This window comes from Amycolatopsis sp. M39 (genome assembly GCF_001651785.1).
Taxonomy (GTDB): domain Bacteria; phylum Actinomycetota; class Actinomycetes; order Mycobacteriales; family Pseudonocardiaceae; genus Amycolatopsis; species Amycolatopsis rubida.
In genome coordinates this window covers 679,861-701,740 of record NZ_LWSF01000004.1, presented here as the reverse complement: position 1 = coordinate 701,740, position 21,880 = coordinate 679,861, and the positions used below count along the sequence as shown (strand labels likewise).

General features: G+C 70.6%; 20 protein-coding genes. 10 read left to right on the top strand and 10 right to left on the bottom strand.

Features of this window, described 5'->3' with window-relative positions:
• The first annotated feature begins 14 nt into the window (after positions 1–14).
• Positions 15–170, top strand: a complete 156-nt coding sequence (locus A4R44_RS45570; RefSeq protein ID WP_232791603.1) for a L,D-transpeptidase — start codon at positions 15–17, stop codon at positions 168–170.
• 9 nt (positions 171–179) lie between these two features.
• On the opposite strand, the gene A4R44_RS13840 is transcribed toward A4R44_RS45570, so the two are convergent.
• The 3 genes from A4R44_RS13840 to A4R44_RS13830 form a co-directional block, all read right to left on the bottom strand.
• Positions 180–593 carry a VOC family protein gene (locus tag A4R44_RS13840; protein ID WP_067579855.1) on the bottom strand — a complete coding sequence of 138 codons (414 nt, stop codon included), beginning with the start codon at positions 591–593 and terminating at the stop codon, positions 180–182.
• A gap of 100 nt (positions 594–693) precedes the next feature.
• The gene (locus A4R44_RS13835) at positions 694–1,479 is read right to left on the bottom strand and encodes a SigB/SigF/SigG family RNA polymerase sigma factor (RefSeq protein ID WP_067579853.1); all 786 of its coding nucleotides are present in this window, start codon (positions 1,477–1,479) and stop codon (positions 694–696) included.
• Positions 1,476–1,928, bottom strand: coding sequence for an ATP-binding protein (locus A4R44_RS13830; protein WP_198545270.1), 453 nt, complete (start codon positions 1,926–1,928; stop codon positions 1,476–1,478). The genes A4R44_RS13835 and A4R44_RS13830 overlap by 4 nt, the downstream gene beginning before the upstream one ends.
• A gap of 207 nt (positions 1,929–2,135) precedes the next feature.
• Between A4R44_RS13830 and A4R44_RS13825 the strand changes: the two genes are divergently transcribed.
• The gene (locus A4R44_RS13825) at positions 2,136–2,669 is read left to right on the top strand and encodes a bifunctional nuclease family protein (protein ID WP_067579851.1); all 534 of its coding nucleotides are present in this window, start codon (positions 2,136–2,138) and stop codon (positions 2,667–2,669) included.
• 55 nt (positions 2,670–2,724) lie between these two features.
• Here the strand turns inward: A4R44_RS13825 and A4R44_RS13820 are convergent, their stop codons facing one another.
• Entirely contained in the window at positions 2,725–3,141 is a 417-nt protein-coding gene (locus A4R44_RS13820; protein ID WP_232791591.1) for an STAS domain-containing protein, read from the bottom strand.
• Positions 3,142–4,355: 1,214 nt separating this feature from the next.
• The gene (locus A4R44_RS13815; protein ID WP_067579847.1) at positions 4,356–5,183 is read right to left on the bottom strand and encodes an LLM class flavin-dependent oxidoreductase; all 828 of its coding nucleotides are present in this window, start codon (positions 5,181–5,183) and stop codon (positions 4,356–4,358) included.
• Between the two features lie 124 nt (positions 5,184–5,307).
• On the opposite strand from A4R44_RS13815, the gene A4R44_RS13810 reads away from it, so the two are divergent.
• A complete protein-coding gene (locus A4R44_RS13810) occupies positions 5,308–5,817 on the top strand; it encodes a PadR family transcriptional regulator (protein WP_093575184.1) in 510 nt (169 codons plus the stop codon).
• Between the two features lie 17 nt (positions 5,818–5,834).
• Complete coding sequence (locus A4R44_RS13805) at positions 5,835–7,025, top strand: cytochrome P450 (protein ID WP_067579845.1); 1,191 nt, start codon at positions 5,835–5,837, stop codon at positions 7,023–7,025.
• Positions 7,026–7,067: 42 nt separating this feature from the next.
• On the opposite strand, the gene A4R44_RS13800 is transcribed toward A4R44_RS13805, so the two are convergent.
• The 3 genes from A4R44_RS13800 to A4R44_RS13790 form a co-directional block, all read right to left on the bottom strand.
• The gene (locus A4R44_RS13800; protein ID WP_067579843.1) at positions 7,068–9,470 is read right to left on the bottom strand and encodes a glycoside hydrolase family 2 protein; all 2,403 of its coding nucleotides are present in this window, start codon (positions 9,468–9,470) and stop codon (positions 7,068–7,070) included.
• Positions 9,471–9,580: 110 nt separating this feature from the next.
• Positions 9,581–10,426, bottom strand: coding sequence for an LLM class flavin-dependent oxidoreductase (locus A4R44_RS13795; RefSeq protein WP_067579841.1), 846 nt, complete (start codon positions 10,424–10,426; stop codon positions 9,581–9,583).
• Positions 10,427–10,556: 130 nt separating this feature from the next.
• On the bottom strand, positions 10,557–11,459 hold the full coding sequence (locus A4R44_RS13790; protein ID WP_067579839.1) for an NAD-dependent protein deacetylase: 903 nt from the start codon (positions 11,457–11,459) through the stop codon (positions 10,557–10,559).
• Here A4R44_RS13790 and A4R44_RS13785 point away from each other — a divergent pair.
• Together A4R44_RS13785 and A4R44_RS13780 are read left to right on the top strand one after the other, a co-directional pair.
• On the top strand, positions 11,452–11,721 hold the full coding sequence (locus tag A4R44_RS13785) for a hypothetical protein (RefSeq protein WP_232791590.1): 270 nt from the start codon (positions 11,452–11,454) through the stop codon (positions 11,719–11,721). The genes A4R44_RS13790 and A4R44_RS13785 overlap by 8 nt on opposite strands.
• Positions 11,722–11,884: 163 nt before the next feature.
• Entirely contained in the window at positions 11,885–12,187 is a 303-nt protein-coding gene (locus A4R44_RS13780; protein WP_198545269.1) for a ribosomal protein L7/L12, read from the top strand.
• 13 nt (positions 12,188–12,200) lie between these two features.
• On the opposite strand, the gene A4R44_RS13775 is transcribed toward A4R44_RS13780, so the two are convergent.
• Positions 12,201–13,571, bottom strand: a complete 1,371-nt coding sequence (locus tag A4R44_RS13775; RefSeq protein ID WP_067579834.1) for a hypothetical protein — start codon at positions 13,569–13,571, stop codon at positions 12,201–12,203.
• A 74-nt stretch (positions 13,572–13,645) separates the two neighbouring features.
• Here A4R44_RS13775 and A4R44_RS13770 point away from each other — a divergent pair, with 74 nt between their 5' ends.
• From A4R44_RS13770 to A4R44_RS13760, 3 genes are all read left to right on the top strand, one after another.
• Positions 13,646–14,404, top strand: a complete 759-nt coding sequence (locus A4R44_RS13770; protein ID WP_067579832.1) for a nucleotidyltransferase domain-containing protein — start codon at positions 13,646–13,648, stop codon at positions 14,402–14,404.
• Positions 14,405–14,558: 154 nt separating this feature from the next.
• Positions 14,559–15,800 (top strand): acetyl-CoA carboxylase biotin carboxylase subunit family protein, encoded by a 1,242-nt coding sequence (locus A4R44_RS13765; protein WP_067579830.1) that lies wholly within the window; start codon positions 14,559–14,561, stop codon positions 15,798–15,800.
• Positions 15,801–15,837: 37 nt separating this feature from the next.
• Positions 15,838–17,883 (top strand): hypothetical protein, encoded by a 2,046-nt coding sequence (locus A4R44_RS13760; RefSeq protein WP_067579827.1) that lies wholly within the window; start codon positions 15,838–15,840, stop codon positions 17,881–17,883.
• 173 nt (positions 17,884–18,056) lie between these two features.
• Here the strand turns inward: A4R44_RS13760 and A4R44_RS13755 are convergent, their stop codons facing one another.
• Positions 18,057–18,476, bottom strand: a complete 420-nt coding sequence (locus A4R44_RS13755; protein WP_067579825.1) for a hypothetical protein — start codon at positions 18,474–18,476, stop codon at positions 18,057–18,059.
• A 572-nt stretch (positions 18,477–19,048) separates the two neighbouring features.
• Between A4R44_RS13755 and A4R44_RS13750 the strand changes: the two genes are divergently transcribed.
• Positions 19,049–21,829, top strand: coding sequence for a glycoside hydrolase family 2 TIM barrel-domain containing protein (locus A4R44_RS13750; protein ID WP_067580209.1), 2,781 nt, complete (start codon positions 19,049–19,051; stop codon positions 21,827–21,829).
• Positions 21,830–21,880: the final 51 nt, after the last annotated feature.

Sequence of the window (21,880 nt, the reverse complement as noted above, 5' to 3'; positions counted from 1 at the left end):
AGTACGGCGACGAGATGCCGAACTCGGTGTTCTTCGCCCCGGGCGGCATCGCGTTCCACGCCGGGCCGCTCGACCGTCCGTCGCACGGCTGCATCCACCTGACCGAGGAGGATTCGGCGCTGGTGTTCGACCGGCTGCCGGTGGGGGCCGAGGTCGAGGTGGACCGCTGACGGACCGGCTCAGCCGGGCCGGCCGATGTTGACCATCCAGGAGACGCCGAACCGGTCGGTGCAGGCGCCGAATTCGTCGCCCCACATCTGCTTTTCCAGCGGAACCGCCACCGTTCCGCCGTCGGACAGCTTTTCCCAGCAGCGGCGCAGCAGGTCGCCGTCGTCGCCGCTGAGGCTGACCGAGATGGTCGTGCCCGGGTTGTGCTCCATGCCGGGCGGCACGTCGGAGGCCATGAGCGTGAAGCCGTTCTCGCCCTCCAGCATCGCGTGCATGACGTTGTCCGCGTTGCCTGCCTCCGCGGGTGCGCCTGCCTCCCCGTAGGTGTTCAGCGCGAGGTCCCCGCCGAACAGGTCGTGGTAGTACTCCATCGCCTCCCGGGCGTTGCCCGCGAAGCTGATGTACGGGTTGAGTTTCGAGGCCATCGGGCCCTCCTCAGCTGATGGACGGGCCCGAATCGTCGCAGATCCGCGGGGTGCGACAACGGGATCGAGCCCGGTCGGGCGACCCCCGTCGCGGGCCTGCTCAGGGGTCGCCGGTGAGTTTGCCGCGCAGTTGTTCGAGGGTCTGCGACAGCAGCCGGGACACGTGCATCTGCGAGATGCCGACCTGCTCGGCGATCTGGGTCTGGGTGAGACCGCCGAAGAACCGCATCACCAGGATCGCGCGCTCCCGTTTGGGCAGTTCGCGCAGCAGTGGCTGCAGGGCCTCGTGGTTCTCGATGTGCTTGATCTCCGGGTCGTCGCTGCCGAGCGTGTCGGCGAGCAGCAGCGGTTCGGCGTCGTCGTGCACCGGCTTGTCCACCGACAAGGTCTGGTACGCGTGGCCCGCGACCAGCCCTTCGTGGACCTCGGAGAGTTCGAGCCCGAGGTGCTCGGCGAGCTCGGTGGGCGTCGGCGCGCGGCCGAGCGTCTGCGACAGGGTGGCCGAACCGCGGCTGAGCGCGAGATGCAGTTCCTTGAGCCGCCGCGGCACGCGGACCGACCAGCCGGTGTCGCGGAAGTACCGGCGGATCTCGCCCATGATCGTGGGCACGGCGAAGGACAGGAAGTCCGGGCCGCGGTCGGGGGTGAACCGGTCGATCGCGTTGATCAGGCCGATCCGGGCGACCTGGACGAGGTCCTCGCGGGGTTCGCCGCGTCCGGTGAACCGGGTCGCGATGTGCTCGGCGACCGGCAGGAATTCGGTGACGAGCTGTTCGCGCAGCCGTGGCCGCTGCCCGTCGCCTGCGGGCAGCGCGGCGAGCTCTTCGAACAGCGGCGCGGTGTGCGCGTATTCGTCACGGTGGCGGGTGACGGGCTGCTGGTTCACCCGCTCGCCTCCCGGTGCAGGTCGAGGTCGAGGGTCAGCGCGTACCCGTCTTCGGCGGGGTCCGGCACGCTGCGCGCGGACACGTTCGCGGCCAGCGTGGTCAGCACGTGCCAGCCGAAACTTCGCTCGCTCGGCGGTTCCGGCTGCCCGGTGCGGGTTTTGACGGTGAACCGGATCCCCTCGGGCGAGACGGTGAACTGGCAGGTCATCGCCGCCCCGGGGGCGGCCGTCGAGACGACCTGGGCGCACGCCTCGTCGACGGCCATCTTGGCGTCGGCGATCGCGTCGAGCCCGTAATCGGCCCGCGCGGCGACAGCCTGCGCGAGCATGCGGACAAGCGGGATCTGGTAAGTCTCCGCCGGAAGCCGCAGCTCGATCACCTCGTCGAGCGAACGGTCCACGGCTGGCATGCCGCCGCTGGCGCGGCTGCCGGGGCCCTCGTCGTTCATGGCTCCCGCATACCCAGGCGGGGCCCGATCGACACGTGCGGCCGGGATCCCGGTTTGTGCGCAGCGGCACGTTTACCGCGGGCCCGGGCCGGTTCGCGGCGGCATCCCGGGTGAATCCGGCGGGCGGCGGGCGGCGATTTCGCGTGACAAATCGCCGGAGGTTGGGTAGTCAGCAGGGAGAACCTTTTCGGAAGCGGGGTGACCCCCATGGTGCAGGTGCGAGTGCAGGGGCTGGCCGTGGTGGCGCAGGAGTCGGCGCCGGTCGTGCTGCTGCGCGAGGAGTCCGGCTCGCGCCGGTGGCTCGCCATCACCATCGGCGCGCCGGAGGCGCAGGAACTGGCCGCCGCGCAGGAACACGTCGTGTCCGCGCGGCCGGGGACGGTCGAGCTGATCATCGAGGTGCTGGCGGCGCTGGGCCAGCGCGTGGAACGGGTCGAGATCACCCAGCTGCTGGACAGCATCTTCCACGCGGACCTCGTCCTGTCCGGCGGCGAGCGCGTGTCGGCCCGCCCGAGCGACGCGATCGCGATCGGGCTGCGCACGCAGGCCCCGCTGGAAGTCGCGGAGGCGGTGCTCGACGAGGCGGCGGTCGACGTGACGGTGGCGGCGGGCGACGAAACCGCTCTCGACGCCGCTGCCGACCTGGAGGAACCGGCCGAGGCGGCCGAGGACGAGATCCGCCGGTTCCGGGATCTGCTGGACGACGTGAGCCCGGAGGATTTCCGCGACCCGGACGCGTGAGCCTCGTGCCGGTTCGCTTTCCGGTCGCAGCGTTCTCAGTGTCCTCAGTGGAGGATCAAGCCTGTTCCGCGGGCCGGGGCAGCGGGATCTCGGTGAGCCCCTCGGCGGCGCCGGACCGTACGCAGTCCAGGGGGAAGAGCGAGAACAGCCGCCGGATCGCGGGCGCGGCGCCCGGGTCGACGTAGAAATCCGTGTCCGCTCCGGCGGCCAGCAGCTTCAACCGGATCAGGACGCGCAGCCCCGCGACGCCGAGGAAGGTCGTCCGGCGCAGGTCGACGATCACCAGGCTGACGGTGCTGCGCAGCCGCGCCTCGACGACCTCGGCCAGCCGGGGCGCGGTGGCCAGGTCGACCTCCCCGGAGACCTCGACGACGGCGGTGCCCGGGGCGGGGTGGCGGACGCGCAGCCGGAGCATCCCCGCCGGGTCCGGCGACGGCAGTGCGGGCAGTCGGGCACTGTGCGGGGCGGTCATCACGGCACTTTCTCTGAGCCGCGCACAGGGCTGCGGCGGAATGCCGGCCCGGCCGGGCACCGGGCATCCCGGCGCGCGGGACGAATCACACGGTGGCTGGAGGCTCAACCGCTCTCCACCGTAGCTCTCCCGAGCCGCCCAGGGAAGCCGCCGAAGGGGGACGAACGGCGACCGGGTGGTTGTTGAACGATCAGGCGACCGCGGGGAGATCGCCGCCGCGCGCGCCGGAAACGGTGGCGGGAAAGACAATCCGGTGGCCGAGGGAGAGTTTCCCGCTGGCGGTGGCGGAGTTCGGGTGCGCGTGACGGCGGGGTGAGCGGATTTCGTTGCCGCAGGCGAGGACTCTCGCTGCCGGACTCGGACCTGCCCTGATCCGGTGGGGCAGGTGGAGTTGCGCCTCGGCAGGGTGGCGACCGCTGCCGCGTCCCCGCTGCCGCGTCCCCGCTGGCTCGGTGGCCCCGCTGGCGCGGTGGTGCCGAATGGCTCGGTGGCCCCGAACTGGCGCGGCGGGCCCGGGCATTCCCAGGCGGCACGGATTCGCCTGCCGCGCGCCAGCCCGGTCGGCCCGGCCACGCCTCGATCCGGCAGCTGTGGACCGGCGGCGATGCTGCTGTTGCGCACAAGCCGCCGCCGGGTCGGCGATGCCTCGACCCGGCGGGGTCTGGGCAAGTTGTCTCCGGCAGGGTGGAGGATGCCGGGCACGCAATGCCCCCACCATGACTCGGTCATGCCTCGATTCGCGGTGGCCTGCGGAGGTGTTCGGGCCAGCGGGGACTCTGCCGCCGCACGCAAGCTGCCCCCATGAGTCGGTCATGCCTCGATCGGCGGCGGTCCGCGGAGGTGTTCGGGCCAGCGGGGATTCTGCCGTCGTGCGCAAACTGCCAGCTGGCTCGGCCGCGCCTCGATTCGCGGTGGCCTGCGGAGGTGTTCCGGCCAGCGGGGATTCCGCCGCCGCACGCAAACTGCCAGCTAGCTCGGCCGCGCCTCGATCCGACAGTCGTGCTCGGGCTGCGTGGGTCCTGCCGTCGTGCGCAAGCCCCCTCCTGGCTCGGCTACGCCTCGGCGTGCGGCTCGCGCAGTCGTCCCCGGCAGCGGGAACCCTGCCGCGCAAGCAATCTCCTCCCGCTGGGTTCGGCTGTGCCTCGATCCGAGGCGGCCTACGCAGGCGTCCCGGACAACACGGACTCTGCTGCAACCACCCCCCGACGAGGCGGCTAGCCCCCGATCCGAGGCGGTCCGGCGTCCACGACCGTCAGCGAAAGGTCCAGCGGATCGAAGTGGATCAGCGATTCCATCCACCACGTCATCCCCGCCTCGGCGAGCGCCGCGAGATCCACCGTGCCCGGGTCGTCCCACGCCGGGCTCGCGTTGCCCGACACCGCGACCTCGTACGGGCGATCCGGCGGCCGCACGCGAGCAACCAGGCTGGCCAGCTCCGCGGGCGGCAACGGCCGAGGCCCGGGCAGCGGGAAAATCCCGTCGCTCGCCGCGGCCCGCCGGAGAACCCGTTCATGCCGGGTCGTGCTGGCCGTCCACACCGGAAGGGGATACGGCTCCGGGCCGGCCGCGTCCAGGCTCACCCGATAGTGCGGCCCCTCGTGCCGCACCGCCTCCCCGGCCCACATCGCGCGGACGATCTCCAGCGCCTCGTCGGTCCGCGACGACAGTTCGGCAGGCGAGGACGGATCGCCGAACCGGCTGAAATCGCCGGTTTCGTCGGAGCCGATGCCGGTTCCCAGGATCAACCGGCCGCGGGACAGGCGGGAGAGCGTCGCGGCTTGCCGGGCCAGGAGCCACGGACGGCGGCGGCTCGGCGGCGTGACCATCGGGCCCAGCAGCACCGTGCTGGTCGCCTGTGCGATGGCGGCCAGCGTGGTCCAGGTGTCGGCGATCGGCGGCATCGCGGGCACCACGTGGTCCCACAGGAACACGCCGTCCCAGCCGGCGGCTTCGGCTCGGACTGCCAGGTCGGCCAGGGCGGCTGGATCGCCGAACGGGCCGAACGGCGGCAGGTAGAGGCCGTAGCGAACGTGGCCGGTCATGCGGGAACCCCCTCCGGATCGGTCGAACGGAACCGTATCGGGAGGGACCGACAAAAACGGGCCCGAGATCTTTTCCCGGCATCCGCCGTCCGGACGTTGCCCCCTCACCGGACCCTAGGTTACGGTGACCTATGTGTGGACCGACGTGCTCCTGCTCGCCAAGCTCGCCGAGCGGCCGTGGCACGGCTACGAGCTGCGCAAGCAGGTCGAGGAGTCCAGCGGCCGCGCGCTGTCGAACAACTCGCTCTACCCGGCGCTGCGGCGGTTCGCCGAGGCGGGCGCGGTGACCCGGACCGCCGAGCCGCAGGAAGGCCGCCCGCCGCGGCACGTGTACACGATCACCGACGTCGGGCGGGAGCTGCTGCACGATCTGCTCGCCGACCTGCCGCCGGAACTGGCCGGGGATCCGGCCGAGTTCCTGGCGCGGCTGGCGGGGTTCGGCAGGCTCACCCCGGAGGAACGGCTGCGCGTGCTGGACGCCCGCCAGACCGCCGTCGCGGCGCAGCGGGACCGGCTGGCCAAGCTCGGCGCCGGGCAGGCCGACCCGTGGAGCAGGCTCGTGCTGGCCGAGGTCCAGCGCCGCGCGGAGAACGAACAGGACTGGCTCGCGTCGTTGCGCACGCGGGCGGGCTGACCCGAGGAGGACCCGGAATGCCGACCCCCACCCAGCTGCCGTTCGCGAGGCCGAACGTGCTGGACATCGCGCCGCTGTACGAAGTGCTGCGCCGCGAAGGCCCGATCGTCCCGGTGACGACCCCGGCGGGCGACCCGGCCTGGCTCGTCACCGCGCACGAGCAGGCGCGGGAGGTGTTCGCGGACACCCGGTTCGGCCGTTCCCATCCGCACCCCGAGGACGCCTCGACGGTCTCCGACGCCGCGGTGCTGAACGGGCCGCAGGGCGATTTCGAGACCGAGCAGCAGGAGCACGCCCGGCTGCGCCGCCTGCTGGTCCCGGCGTTCTCGGCGAACCGGATGCGCCGCCTCGGCAGCCGGATCCAGGAACTCGCCGACCGGTGCCTCGACGGGATGGAAGCCGCGGGCTCGCCGGCGAATCTGCACGAGCACCTGTCGTTTCCCCTGCCCGTGCTGGTGATCTGCGAACTCCTCGGCGTCCCGTACGAGGACCGCGAGAAGTTCCGCGGCCTTTCCGACCGCATCGGCGTGCTCGACAGCGGCGGCGACGCCGAGGTGGCGATGACCGAGTTCACCGCCTACATGTCCGGCCTCGCCGACGCGAAACGCGCGACCCCGGGCCAGGACGTGGTCTCGGACCTGGTCGCCGCGCAGGCCGAGGACCCGACCTTCACCGACGACGACCTCGGCAGGCTCGCCGCCGGACTGCTGTTCGCCGGCCACGAGACCACGTCGAACCGGATCGACCTCGGCGTGCTGTTCCTGCTCGCCGACCTCGCCCGCCGCGACGCGCTGGCCGCCGACCCGGAAGGGCGCGTGCACGCCGCTGTCGAGGAGATCCTGCGGATGTCCGCGCCCGGCGGGCTCGGGCTGCTCCGGTACGCGCACGAGGACGTGGAGATCGGCGGCGTCCGGATCCCGCGCGGCGACGCGGTGATGATCTCGACCGCCTCGGCCAACCGCGATCCGTCGGTGTTCGCCGGCGCGCACGAGTTCGACGCGGACCGCAAACCCAACTCCCACCTCGCTTTCGGCTACGGCGGCTACTTCTGCATCGGAGCCAGCCTGGCGCGGACGGAGCTGCGCGTGGTGTTCACGACGTTGTTCCGCCGCTTCCCGGACCTCCGGCTGGCCGTGCCCGCCGACGAGCTGGAAGTGCGGGCGAATCGGCTGACGGGCGGGGTGTCGCGGGTGCCGGTCGTGTGGTGAGGGGGTCGTGAGCGGCGTTGCCGGGGAGAACCGGCGCGGCACTCACGAGGACTCGATCGTGGCGGTTCCGGTGTTGACGAACGGATGCGTGGCACTCACGGTGATCGTGCCGGGAGCGCCGCGCATCGAGCGGACCCACACCGCGGCCGCGCCGCCGAGCGCGCCGAAATCCAGGTAGGGATCGCCGATCAGCACGCCGGGCCCCTTCGCCGAGACGGCCAGCACCCCGCGGGCATGCGGCCGCGGAGCGCCGTACCGGTCGAGCAAGCGCAGCGCGACCCGGGTGGTGTCCGCGCCGTCGGCGATGATCTGGTCGTCGTCGGCGGTCACCGCGATCGTGTCGTAGGCCGGATCCGCGCTGAATCGCCTGCGCAGCACGGTTTGCCCGCCGATCCGGCCTTCGATGCTCAGCTCCGGGCGCGCTCGGCCGTTCACCCGCAGATCCACCGGGAACGGCGGATACGCCAGGTGCGGAAACCGTGCGCGATCAGGGCGCACGGTGACCGGGTGCTTGCCCGCGACAGTCACCACCAGCACCTCGCAGTTCGACCAGATGATCGCGTCGCGACCCGGCCCGCCCGGCGGGGAGCCGGGGCCGAAATCCCAGTAGAAAGCCGGTTCGATCACCGCGCCGCGGGACGGATCGCGCTGCGCCCGGTAGAACGCCGCGCCCAGTTTGGGGATGCGGAAGAAATCCATCACGCCGGGGTATTTCACGCCGCGATAGTGGTGATACCAGCCGGAGGGATAGTCGAAACCGCACCAGCCGAGCAGGCCGCTGTAGCGCGGATCGGACGCGGCGCGGTCGTGCACCCAGGCGTGCAGCATGCTCTGTTCCCGCTGCACCGCTAGGGAATCCGTCCGCCGGAAATACGGGGAGCCGACAAGCGTGCCGATCGCTTCGCTGACCAGGTACGGAACTCCGCGCCGCGGCGGGCGCAGCGGAGGCGGCGAGCCGGGCGGACGCGGGCGGCTGTAGTCGTTGAACGAGAACACTCCGCCGCCCGCTTTCACCGGGTACAGCGGGGAAACGTAACCGCGTTCGCCCGCGACGGCGCCGGTGCACGGCCGCATCGGGTCGAGTTCCTCGGCGAGCTGGTCGGTTCGCCCGTACAGCGTGTATTGGCCGAGCGTCTCGTTCACCCGGGTGCCCCACACGACGATCGACGGATGGTTGCGGTCGCGCACGATCATGTCGTGCACGTCTCGCACCGCCAGCTCCTGCCACGCGGTGTCGCCGACGTGGTCCCAGCCCGGCAGCTCCTCCCACACCAGGACGCCGAGTTCGTCGCAGGCGTCGAGGAACGCCGTCGCCTGCGGATAGTGCGAGCAGCGCACCATCGTGCAGTTCAGCTCTTCTTTCAGCAGCTGAGCGTCCCGGCGCTGCACCCGGTCCGGCATCGCGCCGCCGACGAACGGGTACCACTGGTGGCGGTTGAGCCCGAACAGCTTGAGCGGCCGCCCGTTCAGCCGGAAACCGTCCACAGTGAACTGGGCGTCGCGCAGTCCGGTGCGCAGCGGGTAGGTGTGCACTTTGCGGCCGTCGACCGCGAGGGTGACTAGGATGTCGCACAAGGCCGGGTCGTCCAGGTCCCACAGCTGCACCGTGTCGAGGCCCTGCAACGACACCGTGGCCTGGGTGCCGCCCTTCGGCAGGCCGGTGAGATCGGTGGAGGAGGACGCGACCTCCGCATCGTGCTGGCTGAGCGTGGCGGTGAGCCGAACAGGGCCTTTCACGGCCTTCGCCGAGTCCACTGTGCAATGCAGCAGCACCTCGCGGTTCGGCGTCAGCACGGCGATCTGCTGCGCGTACACATCGGACAGATACGTCTGGGGCACGCCAGTCAGCCGGACTTCGCGGTACATCCCGGCGGGCTGGTAGAAGTCGATGGCCGTCGGGTTGGGGAATTCCGGCAGGTCCGGCGGCGTGTTCTGCTGCCAGCGGCCGTCGACGACCACCGCGAGCACGTTGTCCTTGCCGGTCAGCAGACCGGTGACCTCGCAGCGCAGCGGCAGGTAACCGCCGCTGCGCAGGGCGACGCGGCGGCCGTTGAGATACACGGTCGCGGCGCTGAGCACCCCGTCGAACTGGAGGAACGCCCGGTTCCGGCGCAGCTGCGCGGGCGCGAGGAAGTGCTGCCGGTACACCCAGACGCGCTGCCAGTCCGACGGGTCCCAGTCCCGCCAGGACAGCGGGACGACGCAGTGCGGCACCGAGACCAGCGCCATCCCGCTGTCGTCGAAGTCCGGATCGGTGCTGCCCGGGACGAACGGCCCGAAAAGCCAGTCCGCGCCGAACCCGTCCCGCGCCGCCGGGGGCGCGGGACGGGAAAGCGCGGCCGCGAGCGCGCCCGAACCGGCGAGCACCGCGCCGGCGCCGAGCAGGAAACCTCGGCGGGGCTGCGCGGCGAGCCAGCGGACCCGCTCGGAAGGCTCGCCCGTCATCCTCGCCGGCGGGCGGTTCCGGGACGGGGCGCGGAAGATCCGCCGGAAAGCGTCGAGGACTGCATGAGCGAGAGCTTACTTCCAGCGTTGTTCAGCAGAGGTCAGCTGAATCAGCAGAGGTCGGCGAGCCGGTCGACCTGCCCGGGATCGCTGCCCCAGCAGTAGAGCATCACCTCGTCCGCGCCGAGATCGCGGTACGCGCGAATCGCGGCGCGGATGTCGCCGGGCGTGGTGAGCATTCCGCGCACCATGTGCTCCGCCATATCGGTGAACGCGTAGTACGCGCGCATGGCCGCTTTCGCTTCGTGCGCGACGGAATCCGGGCCGAGCGCGACGTTCACCTGCGCGACGAGCCGCGGCTCGCCCTTGCGGCCGTGTTCCCGCCAGTCGCGGCGCACGGTGTCGAACAGCCCGCCGACCCAGGACGGGGGAGCGGCGGCGAGCAGCCCGTCGCCCCAGCGGGCGACGCGGGCCAGCGCCTTGGGTTTGAACGCGCCGATCAGCAGCTCCGGACCGCCTTCGCGGGCCGGCGCCGGGCCGATCGGACCGGCTTCGGCGCTGTAGGGCTCGCCGGACCAGAGCCGGCACAGGTCGGCGAGCTGCTGGTCGAGACGGCGGCCGCGCTCGCGCAGCGGGGTTCCGGCGACGTGGTGGTCGTCCTCGCGGCCGCCGACGCCGACGCCGAGCACGAACCGGCCGCCGCTCATCCGGTCGAGGGTGGCGGCCTGCTTGGCGAGCAGCGCGGTCTCGCGCAGCGGAGCGAGCAGGACCTCGGTCTGCAGCCGGACGCGGGTGGTCGCGCCGGCCAGGACGGCGAGCGCGGTGAGCGGTTCGGGATTGTCGTAGACGAGGCGGTCGAGCAGCCCGAGCGTGCTGAACGGGCCGGCGTCCGCGCGCCGTGCCCAGCCGAGCAGGGCGGCGGGGTCGCTGATGGGCAGGCCAATGCCGATGGACATCGGAGAACCTCCGGGAAAAGGGGTCGGCAACTACGGGGTTGCCGCCCGCTCCTGGGCCTGGATGTCGTCAGGCTGGCCGGTCCGCTCTGCGGCGTGTTTCCGGGGACCGTTCCATCGGAGTGCCCGCAGCCTATCCGGCGGTGCTCGGGCTGAGCAACGCGTTTTCCAGCACAGCCAGCAGTTCGGTGAGCGCGGGGCCGAGCGGCAGGTCGGCGCGGACGGCCGCGTGCTCGTCGCCGCGGGTCTGGCCGCGGTTGACGATCGCCACGGGCTTGCCGGATTTCGCGGCCCGCCGGACGAACCGCAGGCCGGACATGACGGTGAGCGAAGATCCCAGCACCAGCACCGCGGAAGCCTCGTCGACCATCCGGTAGCACCGCTGCACGCGGGAGCGCGGCACGTTCTCGCCGAAGAACACCACATCCGGTTTCAGCACGCCGGAGCAGCTCGTGCAGGGCACGGTGCGGAAGGTCCGCACGACGTCCCCGGCCAGTTCGACGTCGCCGTCCGGGTTGATCCGCGTTGCCACGGCGGCGAAATCCGGGTTGGCCGCGCGCAGCCGGGCGTCGAGGTCCTCGCGCGCGGTGGTGCGGCGGCAGCCGAGGCAGACGACGCGGTCGAGGTTGCCGTGCAGTTCGACCACGCCGGGAGTGCCGGCCGCGCGGTGCAGGCCGTCGACGTTCTGGGTGATCACGCCGGAGACCCAGCCGCCCGCGCGCAGCGCGGAAACGGCGCGGTGCCCGTCGTTCGGCGCGGCCCGCGCGATGGTGCGCCAGCCGAGGTGGCTGCGGGCCCAGTAGCGCTGGCGGCCCGCCTCGCTGGCGACGAATTCGCCGTACGTCATGGGCTGGCGGGCGCGGAGGCTGCCGGTTTCGCCTCGGTAATCGGGTATGCCGGATTCGGTGGAGAGGCCCGCGCCGCTGAGCACGAGCACCCGCCGCCCGGCGACGATCTCGGCCACGTCGGAGACCGTGCCGGTGCGCGGCAGCGGTTCGCCGGGTCCGGCCCAGGTCAGCGTCGGTCGCGTGCGCACGCCGCCAGTCTACCGGCCACCCGCCGGGAAACCGGGCGATTGGTTTTCCGGGCGGCTGGGTACCAAAGGCCACATGTGGTTCGCGCTGGCTACGCCCTTGGTCGTGATGGTCGCCGCCGTGCTGATGGAATCCGTGGAGCGGTATTGCCTGCGGAGTCCGAACGGGACGGTCCGGCGGCCGGTCGAACGGGCGGCGCTGCGGGAAGCGGCGATGCCGGTCGTAGCCGTCGGGGCGGCTCGGCTCAGGCGGCGGACCGCCTGAGGCGCCCACGGGCCGGAGGGGCCGGTGTTCTTGGGAGGAACACCGACCCTCCAGCCTGCGGGCGAGGCCCGCGCTCTCCCCGTCGGGGTGGGAGGGCGCGGGCCCTTTTTCCGGCCTGGCCCCGTGGATCCCGCGGCACCGCCCCGATGCCTAGGCTGGACGGGTGAACATCGAACTGTTGTGGGTGATCGTCGCGCTGCTGCTCCTGGGAATCCTGATGAGCACCGGCTGGGGTTCGAGCACCCGATCGCTCGAGCGCAGGCTGGGCCGGGTGGAGCGCAAGCTGGATCTGGTGCTCGGCCATCTCGGCGTCCGGGAGCCGGACGGCGCTCTCGTCGCGGAACTGGAGCCGTTGCTGCGGCAGGGCAAGAAGATCGCCGCGGTCAAACGCTACCGGGAAGTCACCGCGGCCGGTTTGAAGGAAGCCAAAGACGCGGTGGACCGGATGAGCGACAGCATCCGGTGAGCCGCCGCCGGACCTAGCGCGCGGCGTCCGTGGTGAGCTGCCGGTACCAGTCGTCGTAGGGATGGTTGGTCGCCGGGTAGTTGACCAGCGGATCGGTGGCCAGCCCGGCGTTGTCGAAGTCCCAGCCGCGGACCACGTGTCCGCTCTTGCGCGCAGCGACCAAAAACGCTGAATCCTTCGCCGGAGCACCGTAGAACAGCCCGTCCTTCAGTTCAGCCGGATCGCCCTGCTGGTATTCGTCGAACGCGACCTGCTGGTACTGCACGCGGCCGCCGGTGACGAGATCCGTGGAGTACCGCAGGGTTTGCACCGGCGTGGACCCGTCGGCGCCGGTGGCGACGGAGATTCGCCCCGCGTTTGCCTTGTCGTAACGCGGATCGGACGTCTTCGCGTTTCCGGTCCAGGTCACTGCCTCGCCGGAGAGCGTGCCGCGCCACTGCCAGTTCTGGTCGCTCGACTGGCTGCGGTGGATTTCGCGGAGCCCGGAACTGGTGAACGCGACCGTCGGCAGCACGCCGTTGTCGTACTGATGGCTTGCCGACCAGGCGATTTCGCCGTCCGCGCCCCACTGTCCGGTGCGGTACCAGAGCGTGGCGGCGCTCGGCGACTGGTGCACCTCGACGATCCGGCCGGAGTCGTCGAGCGCGACCGCCGGGGTCTGGCCGCTGTCGTAACGGCCGTGGCGCTGCCAGGCGACGCGTCCGTCGGCACCGAGCTGCCCGGTCCAGTACCAGAGCGCGCCGCCGCCGGAGTCGTGCACCTCCACGACCTGGCCGCGGCTGTTGACCGCGACCGCCGGGTGGTACCCGACGTCCCGGCGGTACGCGGCGCGTGTGCCGCCGTCGCCCGACAGCAGCGGGAGGACCTTGCCGCGCAGGGAATCCGTGGTCGCGCCGGTGCGGTAGGCGGCGGGGGAGAGCAGCCGCGGCCCGAACGCGGCGCTCAGCTCGGCGTTGACCGCGGCCAGGTTTCCGGCGGCGAACGAGTCGTTGTCGGCGAGGTCGTCCTTCAGATCGAGCATGACGACGATCGGCGCCGCGTCCGGGTGCGCGGCCGACCAGGTGTTCACCGCGGCGAGCCAGTCGCGGAGGCTGTCGGACGCGGGGTTGCCCGCGTGGTCGACCAGGTCGCCGGGCGAGCTGTGGCCGATTCCGTAGTCGTGGCGGGTGGCGTAACCGTTGTCGTGGATGTCGAATTCGATGAACCGGACACCGTGGTCGAGCTGGTAGGGGATGGACCCCTTCGCTCCGTCGACGTTGCCGGAGTAACTGTTGTGCGTCGCGGCGAAGACGGTGCCGGAGAAGGGCTGCGCGGCGTTCGCGGGCGCGACGCCGAGCGCGGTGACGGCAGCGGCAGCGAGCGCGATGGTGCGGAATCGGTGCATTCGGACCCCCAGGTCGGCTGGACAACCGGCGAAATACTGGCGATCTTGGCAGAGATTCATGGCATGTTCTCCTGATGCGGGAAAACGACGAGGAAACGTTCGCCGGGCACGTCGCCGAGCTGCTGTCCGGTTTGCCGGGAGTCGAGGCGGTGGCGCTGGGCGGTTCGCGGGCGCGCGGCACCCACCGTCCGGACAGCGACTGGGACTACGCGGTGTACTACCGCGGCGCGTTCGACCCGGACGACCTGCGCGCGCTCAACCTGCCGGGCGAGGTCTCCGGGCTGGGGGAGTGGGGCGGCGGGGTCTTCAACGGAGGTGCGTGGCTGACCGTCGAGGGACAGCCGGTGGACGTGCACTACCGGGATCTGGACGTGGTCGAGCACGAGCTGGCCGAGGCGGAGAAGGGCCGGTTCCATTGGGAGCCGCTGGCGTTCCACCTGGCCGGGATCCCGAGCTACCTGGTGGTGGCGGAGCTGGCGGTGAACCGGGTGCTGCGCGGGGAGCTGCCGCGGCCGGAGTATCCGGAGCTGTTGCGGGAGAACGCGCCCAGGTTCTGGCGCTCTTCGGCGGCGCGGACGATGCACTACGCGAAGTCGGCGTATGTGCGGCACGGGCGGGTCGCGGAGAGCGCGGCTTCGGCCGGGGTGGCGGCGATGCAGGCCGGGCACGCGGTGCTGGCCGCGCGGGGGGAGTGGGTGACGAACGAGAAAACCCTGCTGGAACGGGCGGGGTTGCGCGGGCTGGACGACGTGGTGGCGGGGATGGGGCACGATCTGCCGGGGGCGTTCGCCATGGCGTGCGCGCTGATCGGCCGGGCGGCCGGATCCGAGTAACCCGGAATCTCCGACGGCGCAACGGTTTCCGCTCGTCAAACCTCATCGGAGGGCACGGATCCGTTTCATTTCGCCGGTTTCGGGTATATGACCTCGGCACGGCTGTGGCCGCCGCGCCGTGGCGAGCCGCACGTGCTGAACGGAGGAACGCCCTATGCCACAGTCCGAGCCGGTCGCGAAGGATCCGGACAAGGGATACGTAGCGCTGCTCGGCTGGTCGCTCAACGCGGTCGAGGCGCTCGACCGGTTCGACCGGCGCTACGTCGTGGTCGCCCCGGATTGGGCGGAGAAGTACTGCGTCGAGCACGACATCCCTTACGTGTCGTGGAACTTCGAGCGGCTCAACGACCGGTCGATGGAGATCGCCGAGATGCTGCACGAGGAAGGCGTCGACGTCGCCATCCCGCTGTTCGAGGAGACCGTCGAGTGGGCCGGGGCGATCAACTCGGTGCTGATGGACAACCCGCGCCTGTTCGGCCAGGCGATGCTGCTGCGGGACAAGGCGCTGATGAAGCGGCGCGCGCAGCTCGGCGGCATCCGGGTCGGGATCTTCGAGGAGGCGCACGACCGCGACGACGTCGTCCGGTTCCTCAAGCGGGTCAACCAGACGCTGCTCAAGCTCGACGGCGACCCGAACGATCCCATCCACCTCAAGGCGTTCGACAAGGCCGGCTGCCTCGGCCACCGCGTCATCCGCACCCCGGACGAGATCGACTCGATCCCGGACGAGGAGTTCCCGGTCCTGATGGAATCGCATCTCGACGGCTGGGAGTTCGCCGTCGAGGCGTGGATCCACGGCGGCAAGGTCAAGTTCCTGAACATCTCGGAGTACGTCACGCTCGGGTACTCGGTGTTCGTCCCGGCCACCCCCGAACTGGAGCGGTACCGGCCGCAGATCACCGCGCAGATCGAAAAGCTCGTCAAGACCTTCGACATCGAGTTCGGCTTCGTGCACCCGGAGTACTTCGTCACCAGCGACGGCGAGATGTACTTCGGCGAGGTCGCCTACCGCCCGCCGGGCTTCAAGGTCTTCGAACTGCTCGAACGGGCCTACGGCTTCAACGCCTACCAGGCGCTGGTGCTGTCCTTCGACCCGAAGACGACCGAGGAGGAGATCGACGCGTTCTTCCCGAGGGAGGTCGTGGACGCGAACGGGGTCGCCGGCTGCTTCGGCGTCTATCCTCGACGCCGGGTGGTCAGCGAACTTCAGATCCCGCAGCAGACCGAGGACGACGACTACTACGAGTCACACGACCTGAGCGCGCCGCTGGAAGAGACGGTGACGAAGAGGACCGCGTTCGGCACGCACTGGGGTCTGCTGTACTTCTTCGGGGACGACCCCTACCGGATGCGTGACCTGCTGAAGGAACAGGAACAACTGGATTTCTACGTCTGAGCACGGACGTGTCCGCCACCCCGACCGAAGGACGCACTTGCAGCCGAACGCCGACGTCACAGGCGCGACCACGACGCTGGCCAAACGCGTGGCCTCGCTAGACGATGCCGTCCGGGCCATGGCCGAAGCCCGCGACTTCGGCAAGCACGCGAAGCTGCGGCGGGTGCTGGAGGCACTGCGGCGGGTGCTGCTCCAGCCGGACGGCGCGGCCGCGGTCCGGGCCAGGGCGCGGGCGCTGGAGGAGGCCGGGGTCTTCCAGGGCACCGACTGGGACTCCCCGGAGATCCTGATCCCCGCGCTGGTCGGCCCCGGTCTGCACAGCGGGAACTCCGACACCGTGGTGATCGAGGCGACCAGCGAACTGCGGATGCTCGCGGTCGCGTGCGGCGACTACGAGCATCCGACGCTGCCCGCCGAGGACGCCCGCGAGTTCCTGTCGCAGGTGCTCGGGGCGAACCTGGAGCTGCTGTTCACGCCGCCCAGCGAGGCCGAGCGGACGAGGCAGGGCCGCACCGCGCAGCTGATCCGGGACCTCCTGCGGTACCTCGCCGACCAGATCGGCTACGACAGCATCCTGGACAAGGTGGTCGAGGAGATCTGGCGGATCCTGCGCCAGCGCCCGATCCAGGTCGACCAGGTCAAATCGCTGATCACCCGGATCTCGATCTACCGCGGCGACCCGGACGTCGACCTGGGCGGTTCGTCGGTGCAGGGGCTGGACCGGCTGATCACCAGCCTGTTCGGGACCACCGAGGCCTGCCGCGAGGACCCGGGCGTCGACGTCTTCCGGGCCCGGCTCGAGGCGATGGACCCGGCGAGCCTGCAGTACGAGGCGGCCGGGTTCGCCCGGGCCATGCACGACACCGGCCTGGTGTCGCCGTACCACGCCGAATTGCTGCGGTACCTCGCGCACGAGAGCGACTACCTCCTCGGCGAGGCGCTCGGCCTGTCCGACGTGGGCCGGAACTGCCTCATGCGCTACCACGACCTGGTCCACCGGCTGATCGAAGAGGCCGTGCATCCGCAGACCGCGCAGTGCGTCTACGGGCTGGCGCTGCTGCTCGACCGCGGCATCCTGTACGAACCGCCGGTCGTGCCCGCGCTGTGGCGGCAGCTGGCGCTGGAGCTGTCCACCGCCTCCCGGGAACGGCTCGCGCTCGTGTTCGGCGACCAGCCGCGGCCCGAGGCGCGGCTGCTCGCGGGCGTGCTGTCGATGCTGGGCCAGCCGCTCGGCGTCGGGCAGGGCGACAACCCGACCTGCCAGTCGGCGCGGGCGCTGTCGATGTGGGCCTACAACGACCCGGACTACCTGCTGCAGGTCGTGGTCTGGGCGGCCCGCGACGACGAGGTCGTCATGCACTTCGAAGGACAGCCGGTCTCGTCGAAGGAGGTCGGCGCCGGGCTGTCCGCCCAGTTGCCCGTCGACCTGGACCCGGTGTCGTCGCTCGTCGTGCCCCATCTCGACCGGATCTACGCCGAGATGGGCCGCCGCTGCGCCGACCGGCCGGGCGACCCGCACCGCTGGGTCAACCCCGAGTTCCACGGCTGGTGGGCCTCGCGGGGTTTCCGGATCAACGTGGACGTCGCCACCGGGAAGCTGATCGACCTCGACGATTTCCTGCGGCAGTTCCACGCGAGCTACCACCCGTCCTACAACGGCGAGCAGCCGCTGATCCACCCGCAGCCGGCCGGGATCGCGGTCACCGACAGCGCCGCCCGCTACGTCGGCTGGCACGCGATCACGATCCTGCGCACCGCCCCGGATCCCGACGACGTCATGCGGGTGTACTTCTACAACCCGAACAACGACAGCGGCCAGGACTGGGGCGACGGCGTCGTGGTCTCCACCGCGGGCAACGGCGAGCGGTTCGGCGAGGCCTCGCTGCCGTTCGACCAGTTCGCGTCCCGGCTCTACATCTTCCACGTCGACCCGAACGAGCACGGCGAGCCGGAGAAGGTGCCCGCCGAGGACGTCGCGCGGATCATCGGCTACCTCGAGCGGAGCTGGGGCGCGGACCGGCTGCCTGCCGGAACGTTGCAGGCGGTGCCGCCGGTCGCCATGGCCGAACCCGAACAGCCGTGAGGGGAACCCTGGGGGAATCAGATTCCCCCAGGGTTCCCCTCACGGCTCGCACGCGGAGCGTGCGGTCTCGGGTTGGAGGGCGAATTCCGTTCCGAGCGGCGGCAGTTCCGCTCCGGCCTGCAGCGCTGCGGCGTGTTCCGGGCCAGTGGGGTCCATGACGGGGTTCGTGTTGTTCAGGTGTGTGTGGGCCCAGCGGGTGGTGCCTGGGTGGTTGGTGAGTGTCGGCAGCGTCGTGGTGATCGGCGTGTGGCCCATCGCCTGCCGGTCGCGGTCGTGAATTCGCTGCCGTGGTAGAAGGTGCCGTCCAGCAGGACGAGGCTCGCGCCGCCCGCGAACTCGTCGAAGGCGGGCGGCCAGGTGCGCAGGCAGGCGCCTAGGCGAGCGTGCCGCCGGGGGTCGTGGATGGGGAGGGAAGTGATCACCAGGCCGTCGAGAGTGGTTTCGGTGGAGGGGTGCCAGGTCCAGCCGTGGTACTCGCCGATGATGGAGCGGGCGGGGAAGTGGTCGGTCAGCGCGTGCAGAGCGGCAGCCGGGGCGTGGACGGTGAGCGCCGTCGCCTCGCGGAGCATGAGCAGGCCGAGGGTGTGGTCCATCGGCGTCGGTGAGCAGGGACGTCTCTGGTGGAACGGATGGCTGCCCCCATGCCGGTGCGCGAGGCCCTGGTGAATTCCACCCGGCTCATCGGGTGTACAGTGGACAGTCGCGTACTCCGGGATTCTCGCTCAGCGATACCGTTTTCGGGAACGGACGGGACCGCGGCGGACCGGCCCGGTCCGGCGGGTCATTCCTCGGCGTTTCGTACTCGACGAAGCCGGGCGCGGTCCACATCTCGACGGGTTCGGGCATGGGGAACTCGCTNAACTCGCTTTCCTCGGGTGGCGCACCGGTGAGCGGGGCAGTCTTCCCGCCCCGACCGCCGTGACCCTCAACGCGCAAAGGCGGCCGGTCGCCAGAGGCGCGCCGAGTTCCCGCTCAGTTTGTAAAGATTCCTTCCGATGGCGCAGCGAGTGATCGCCCCGGGGAGCCGGACGCCGGTTGTCCGCCCGACAGAAACCTTGCGGGGGCGCGGAAACCTCCGGACGCCGCTTGACATCGGGACCGCGGGCGGCCGAATAATAGGGTTCAGGCTCAGTTGACAACGATGTCAGAGGCTATGGGGGGCGACGTGACCCAGGTGAATCGCAGGCGGTTTCTGTCCGGCGGTATTGCGGTCGCGGGCGGTGGTGTGCTCGGTGCGTTCGGGGTTTCCGGCACCGCCGAGGCAGCCCCCGGCGCACGTCCGACTCAGGTCGGCGGCGGCGAGATCGGCAGCGGCTGGACCTTTGTCGCGGCCGACGGCACGGCTGCGGACGGGAGTGTGCTGGCCAGCGCGGAGAACGTCGCTGGGCTCAAGCCCGCCGTGGTCCCGGGGACGCCGCTGACGAGCATGATCGCCAACGGCGAGTATCCCGATCCGTTGTACGGCCACATCGTGACGGACACCGTTCCGGACAGCCTCAAGGACACCGGCTACTGGTACCGGGTCGCGTTCCGGGTGCCGAGGCTGGTTCCGGGGCAGCGGTTCTGGCTGCAGTTCGACGGGATCAACTACCTCGGGACCGTGTGGCTCAACGGGACCAGGGCCGGCACGGTCGAGGGCGCGTTCAAGCGCGCGGTCTTCGAGGTCACCGACATCGTGGCCAAGGCGGACGGGGTGGCTTGGCTGGCGGTGCTGGTCGGGAAACTCGATTACACCGATCCGCCCGCGTTGCCGAGTTACGCCAGCGGGGTGACGCGGGGCGGGCGCAACGGCGGTCCGACCGGGATCACGCTGAAGAACGGGCCGACGTTCTTCTGCACCGCTGGGTGGGACTGGCTGCCTACCGTTCCGGACCGGGATCTGGGGATCTGGCAGCCGGTCACCTGGCGTACCACGGGGCCGGTCCGGGTGGCTGACGTGCAGGTCACTTCGACGCTGTCGCAGGATTTGCGGACCGCCGAGGTCTCGGTCACGCTCGCCCTGGACAGTGCTGCCGCGGAATCCGTCGTGGTGACGGGGTCCCTCGACGGGCGGCCGTTCCGGCGGACGGTCGGTGTTCCCGCTGGGGTGTCGTCGGTGAAGTTGACGTCGAAGGAGATCGCCTGTCTGCGGGTGGACCGGCCGAAGCTGTGGTGGCCCAACGGGTATGGGGAGCCGTACCGGTATCGGCTGGCTGTCGGGGCCGGGACCGGCGGCCAGGTCCACGACGAGCGGACGGTGGACTTCGGGATCCGGCGGATCGAGTACACGACGCCGATGCGGTCGCCGTCCGGGGCGGTGAGCCAGTGCCTGGCCATTACCGTCAACAATCAGCCGATTCTGGTGATGGGCGGGAACTGGGGGCTGGACGAGGCGCTGAAGCGGATTCCCCGGGAGCGGTTGCGGGCGCAGGTCCGGTTGCACCGGGACGCCAATCTCAATGTGATCCGCAATTGGAACGGGCAGAGCAGTACCGAGGACTTCTTCGCCGCCTGCGACGAGTACGGCATCCTGGTCTGGCAGGACTTCTTCTGCTCGACCGAAGGACCGCCCGCGGAGAACATCGCGCGGGATCTCGCCAACATCCGCGATTGCATCGTGCGGTTCCGCAATCATCCGTCGATCTTGCTGTGGTGCGGCGGGAACGAGGGGCCGCCGCCGCAGCCGTTGATCGACGGGCTGGACGCGCTGGTCGCCGAACTGGATCCGCAGCGGGTGGTGCTGACCAGTTCCGCCGGGGACACCGGGGCGAATCCGGTCGACGGGTACCGGTCCGGCGGGCCGTATCACTGGGTGCCGCCCGCTCAGCATTTCTCTCTGAATGACGGTACGCAGTGGCCGCCGTTCCATAACGAGGTCGGATCCTATTCGATTCCTACGCTGGAGTTCATGCGGAAGATGCTTCCGGAGGCTTCGTGGGAGCGGCCGGATGATTTCTGGGCTGATCGGGACGTGAACGGCAACGGCGGCAACGGGGGTGGTGCGGGGTATCTTCGGCTGACGGGCGAGCGGTACGGCGAGGTGCGGAATCTCGCGGATTTCGCACGTAAGTCGCAGTTGATGAATTACGAGTGCATCAGGGCGATTTACGAGGCTCCGGCGGCTCATATGCGGAGTGCGGGGCCTTATCCGCGCACGGGGGTCATCATGTGGATGACCAATCCCGCGCAGCCTAGTTTTGTGTGGCAGATGTACAGCCATGATTTGGAGGCGCATTCGTCGTTCTACGCGGTTCAGCATGCTTGCCGGCGGGTGAATGTGGTGCTGGATGCGCGGAGTTTCGAGGTGATTGTGGCGAATCATTCGCGGGCGATGGTGCGGGGGAGCGTTGAAGCCGCGTTCTACGGGCTGGACGGTGCGGAATTCGCCAGTGCCTCGATGCGGGTGGGCGGAGTGCCCGGTTCTGATCGTGCTGTGGCCGGGAGTGTCGCTTCGCAGGTCGGTGGCGCGCCGTCGGAGATCGCTTTTGTCCGGCTGGTGCTCAGGGATTCGCGTGGCTCGGAGGTGGTGCGGAGTTTTTACTGGGTGGAGAGTCCTGGCCGGGAGGCTGGGTTCTCCGGTTTGGACGGGATGCCCGGGGCGGCCGTTTCGGTGATCGCCGGAGTTTCGCGGGGGCGGGACGGGGCCGAGGTGGCGGTGGACGTGCGGAATATCGGCGAGTCCGTGGCGTTGATGCTGCACTTGCAGGTGTATGACGTGCGGACGGGGGAGCGGGTTCTTCCCGCGACGTTCAGTGACAATTATCTGAATCTGGTCGGCGGGGAAGGGACGAGTGTCCGGGTTCGGCTGGACGAGGGGCAGGTTCGGCGGCATCCGCGGGTCGGGGTTCGGGTGGATGGGTGGAAGCTTGATCAGGGGGCGTCCCGGGTGCGGGGGCGGGGGGTGGAGGTGACGTTCAATCGGGACGCGCTGGATGTGCGTCCGGCGGTTCGGACGTTTGGGGGGTGAGGGGTGGCTCGTCGCCTGGGGGCGACATTGCGCCCGGGTGGTTGCGTGGGG

Bases quoted from the DNA above. Each gene is read 5' to 3' on its own strand.
- A4R44_RS13765 (WP_067579830.1), top strand. From the start codon at position 14,559: ATGCCACAGTCCGAGCCGGTCGCGAAGGATCCGGACAAGGGATACGTA.
- A4R44_RS13770 (WP_067579832.1), top strand. From the start codon at position 13,646: ATGCGGGAAAACGACGAGGAAACGTTCGCCGGGCACGTCGCCGAGCTG.
- A4R44_RS13825 (WP_067579851.1), top strand. From the start codon at position 2,136: ATGGTGCAGGTGCGAGTGCAGGGGCTGGCCGTGGTGGCGCAGGAGTCG.
- A4R44_RS13755 (WP_067579825.1), bottom strand. From the start codon at position 18,476: ATGGACCACACCCTCGGCCTGCTCATGCTCCGCGAGGCGACGGCGCTC.
- A4R44_RS13795 (WP_067579841.1), bottom strand. From the start codon at position 10,426: ATGTCCATCGGCATTGGCCTGCCCATCAGCGACCCCGCCGCCCTGCTC.
- A4R44_RS13830 (WP_198545270.1), bottom strand. From the start codon at position 1,928: ATGAACGACGAGGGCCCCGGCAGCCGCGCCAGCGGCGGCATGCCAGCC.
- A4R44_RS13815 (WP_067579847.1), bottom strand. From the start codon at position 5,183: ATGACCGGCCACGTTCGCTACGGCCTCTACCTGCCGCCGTTCGGCCCG.
- A4R44_RS13805 (WP_067579845.1), top strand. From the start codon at position 5,835: ATGCCGACCCCCACCCAGCTGCCGTTCGCGAGGCCGAACGTGCTGGAC.
- A4R44_RS13775 (WP_067579834.1), bottom strand. From the start codon at position 13,571: ATGCACCGATTCCGCACCATCGCGCTCGCTGCCGCTGCCGTCACCGCG.
- A4R44_RS13820 (WP_232791591.1), bottom strand. From the start codon at position 3,141: ATGACCGCCCCGCACAGTGCCCGACTGCCCGCACTGCCGTCGCCGGAC.
- A4R44_RS13800 (WP_067579843.1), bottom strand. From the start codon at position 9,470: ATGACGGGCGAGCCTTCCGAGCGGGTCCGCTGGCTCGCCGCGCAGCCC.
- A4R44_RS45570 (WP_232791603.1), top strand. From the start codon at position 15: ATGCCGAACTCGGTGTTCTTCGCCCCGGGCGGCATCGCGTTCCACGCC.
- A4R44_RS13840 (WP_067579855.1), bottom strand. From the start codon at position 593: ATGGCCTCGAAACTCAACCCGTACATCAGCTTCGCGGGCAACGCCCGG.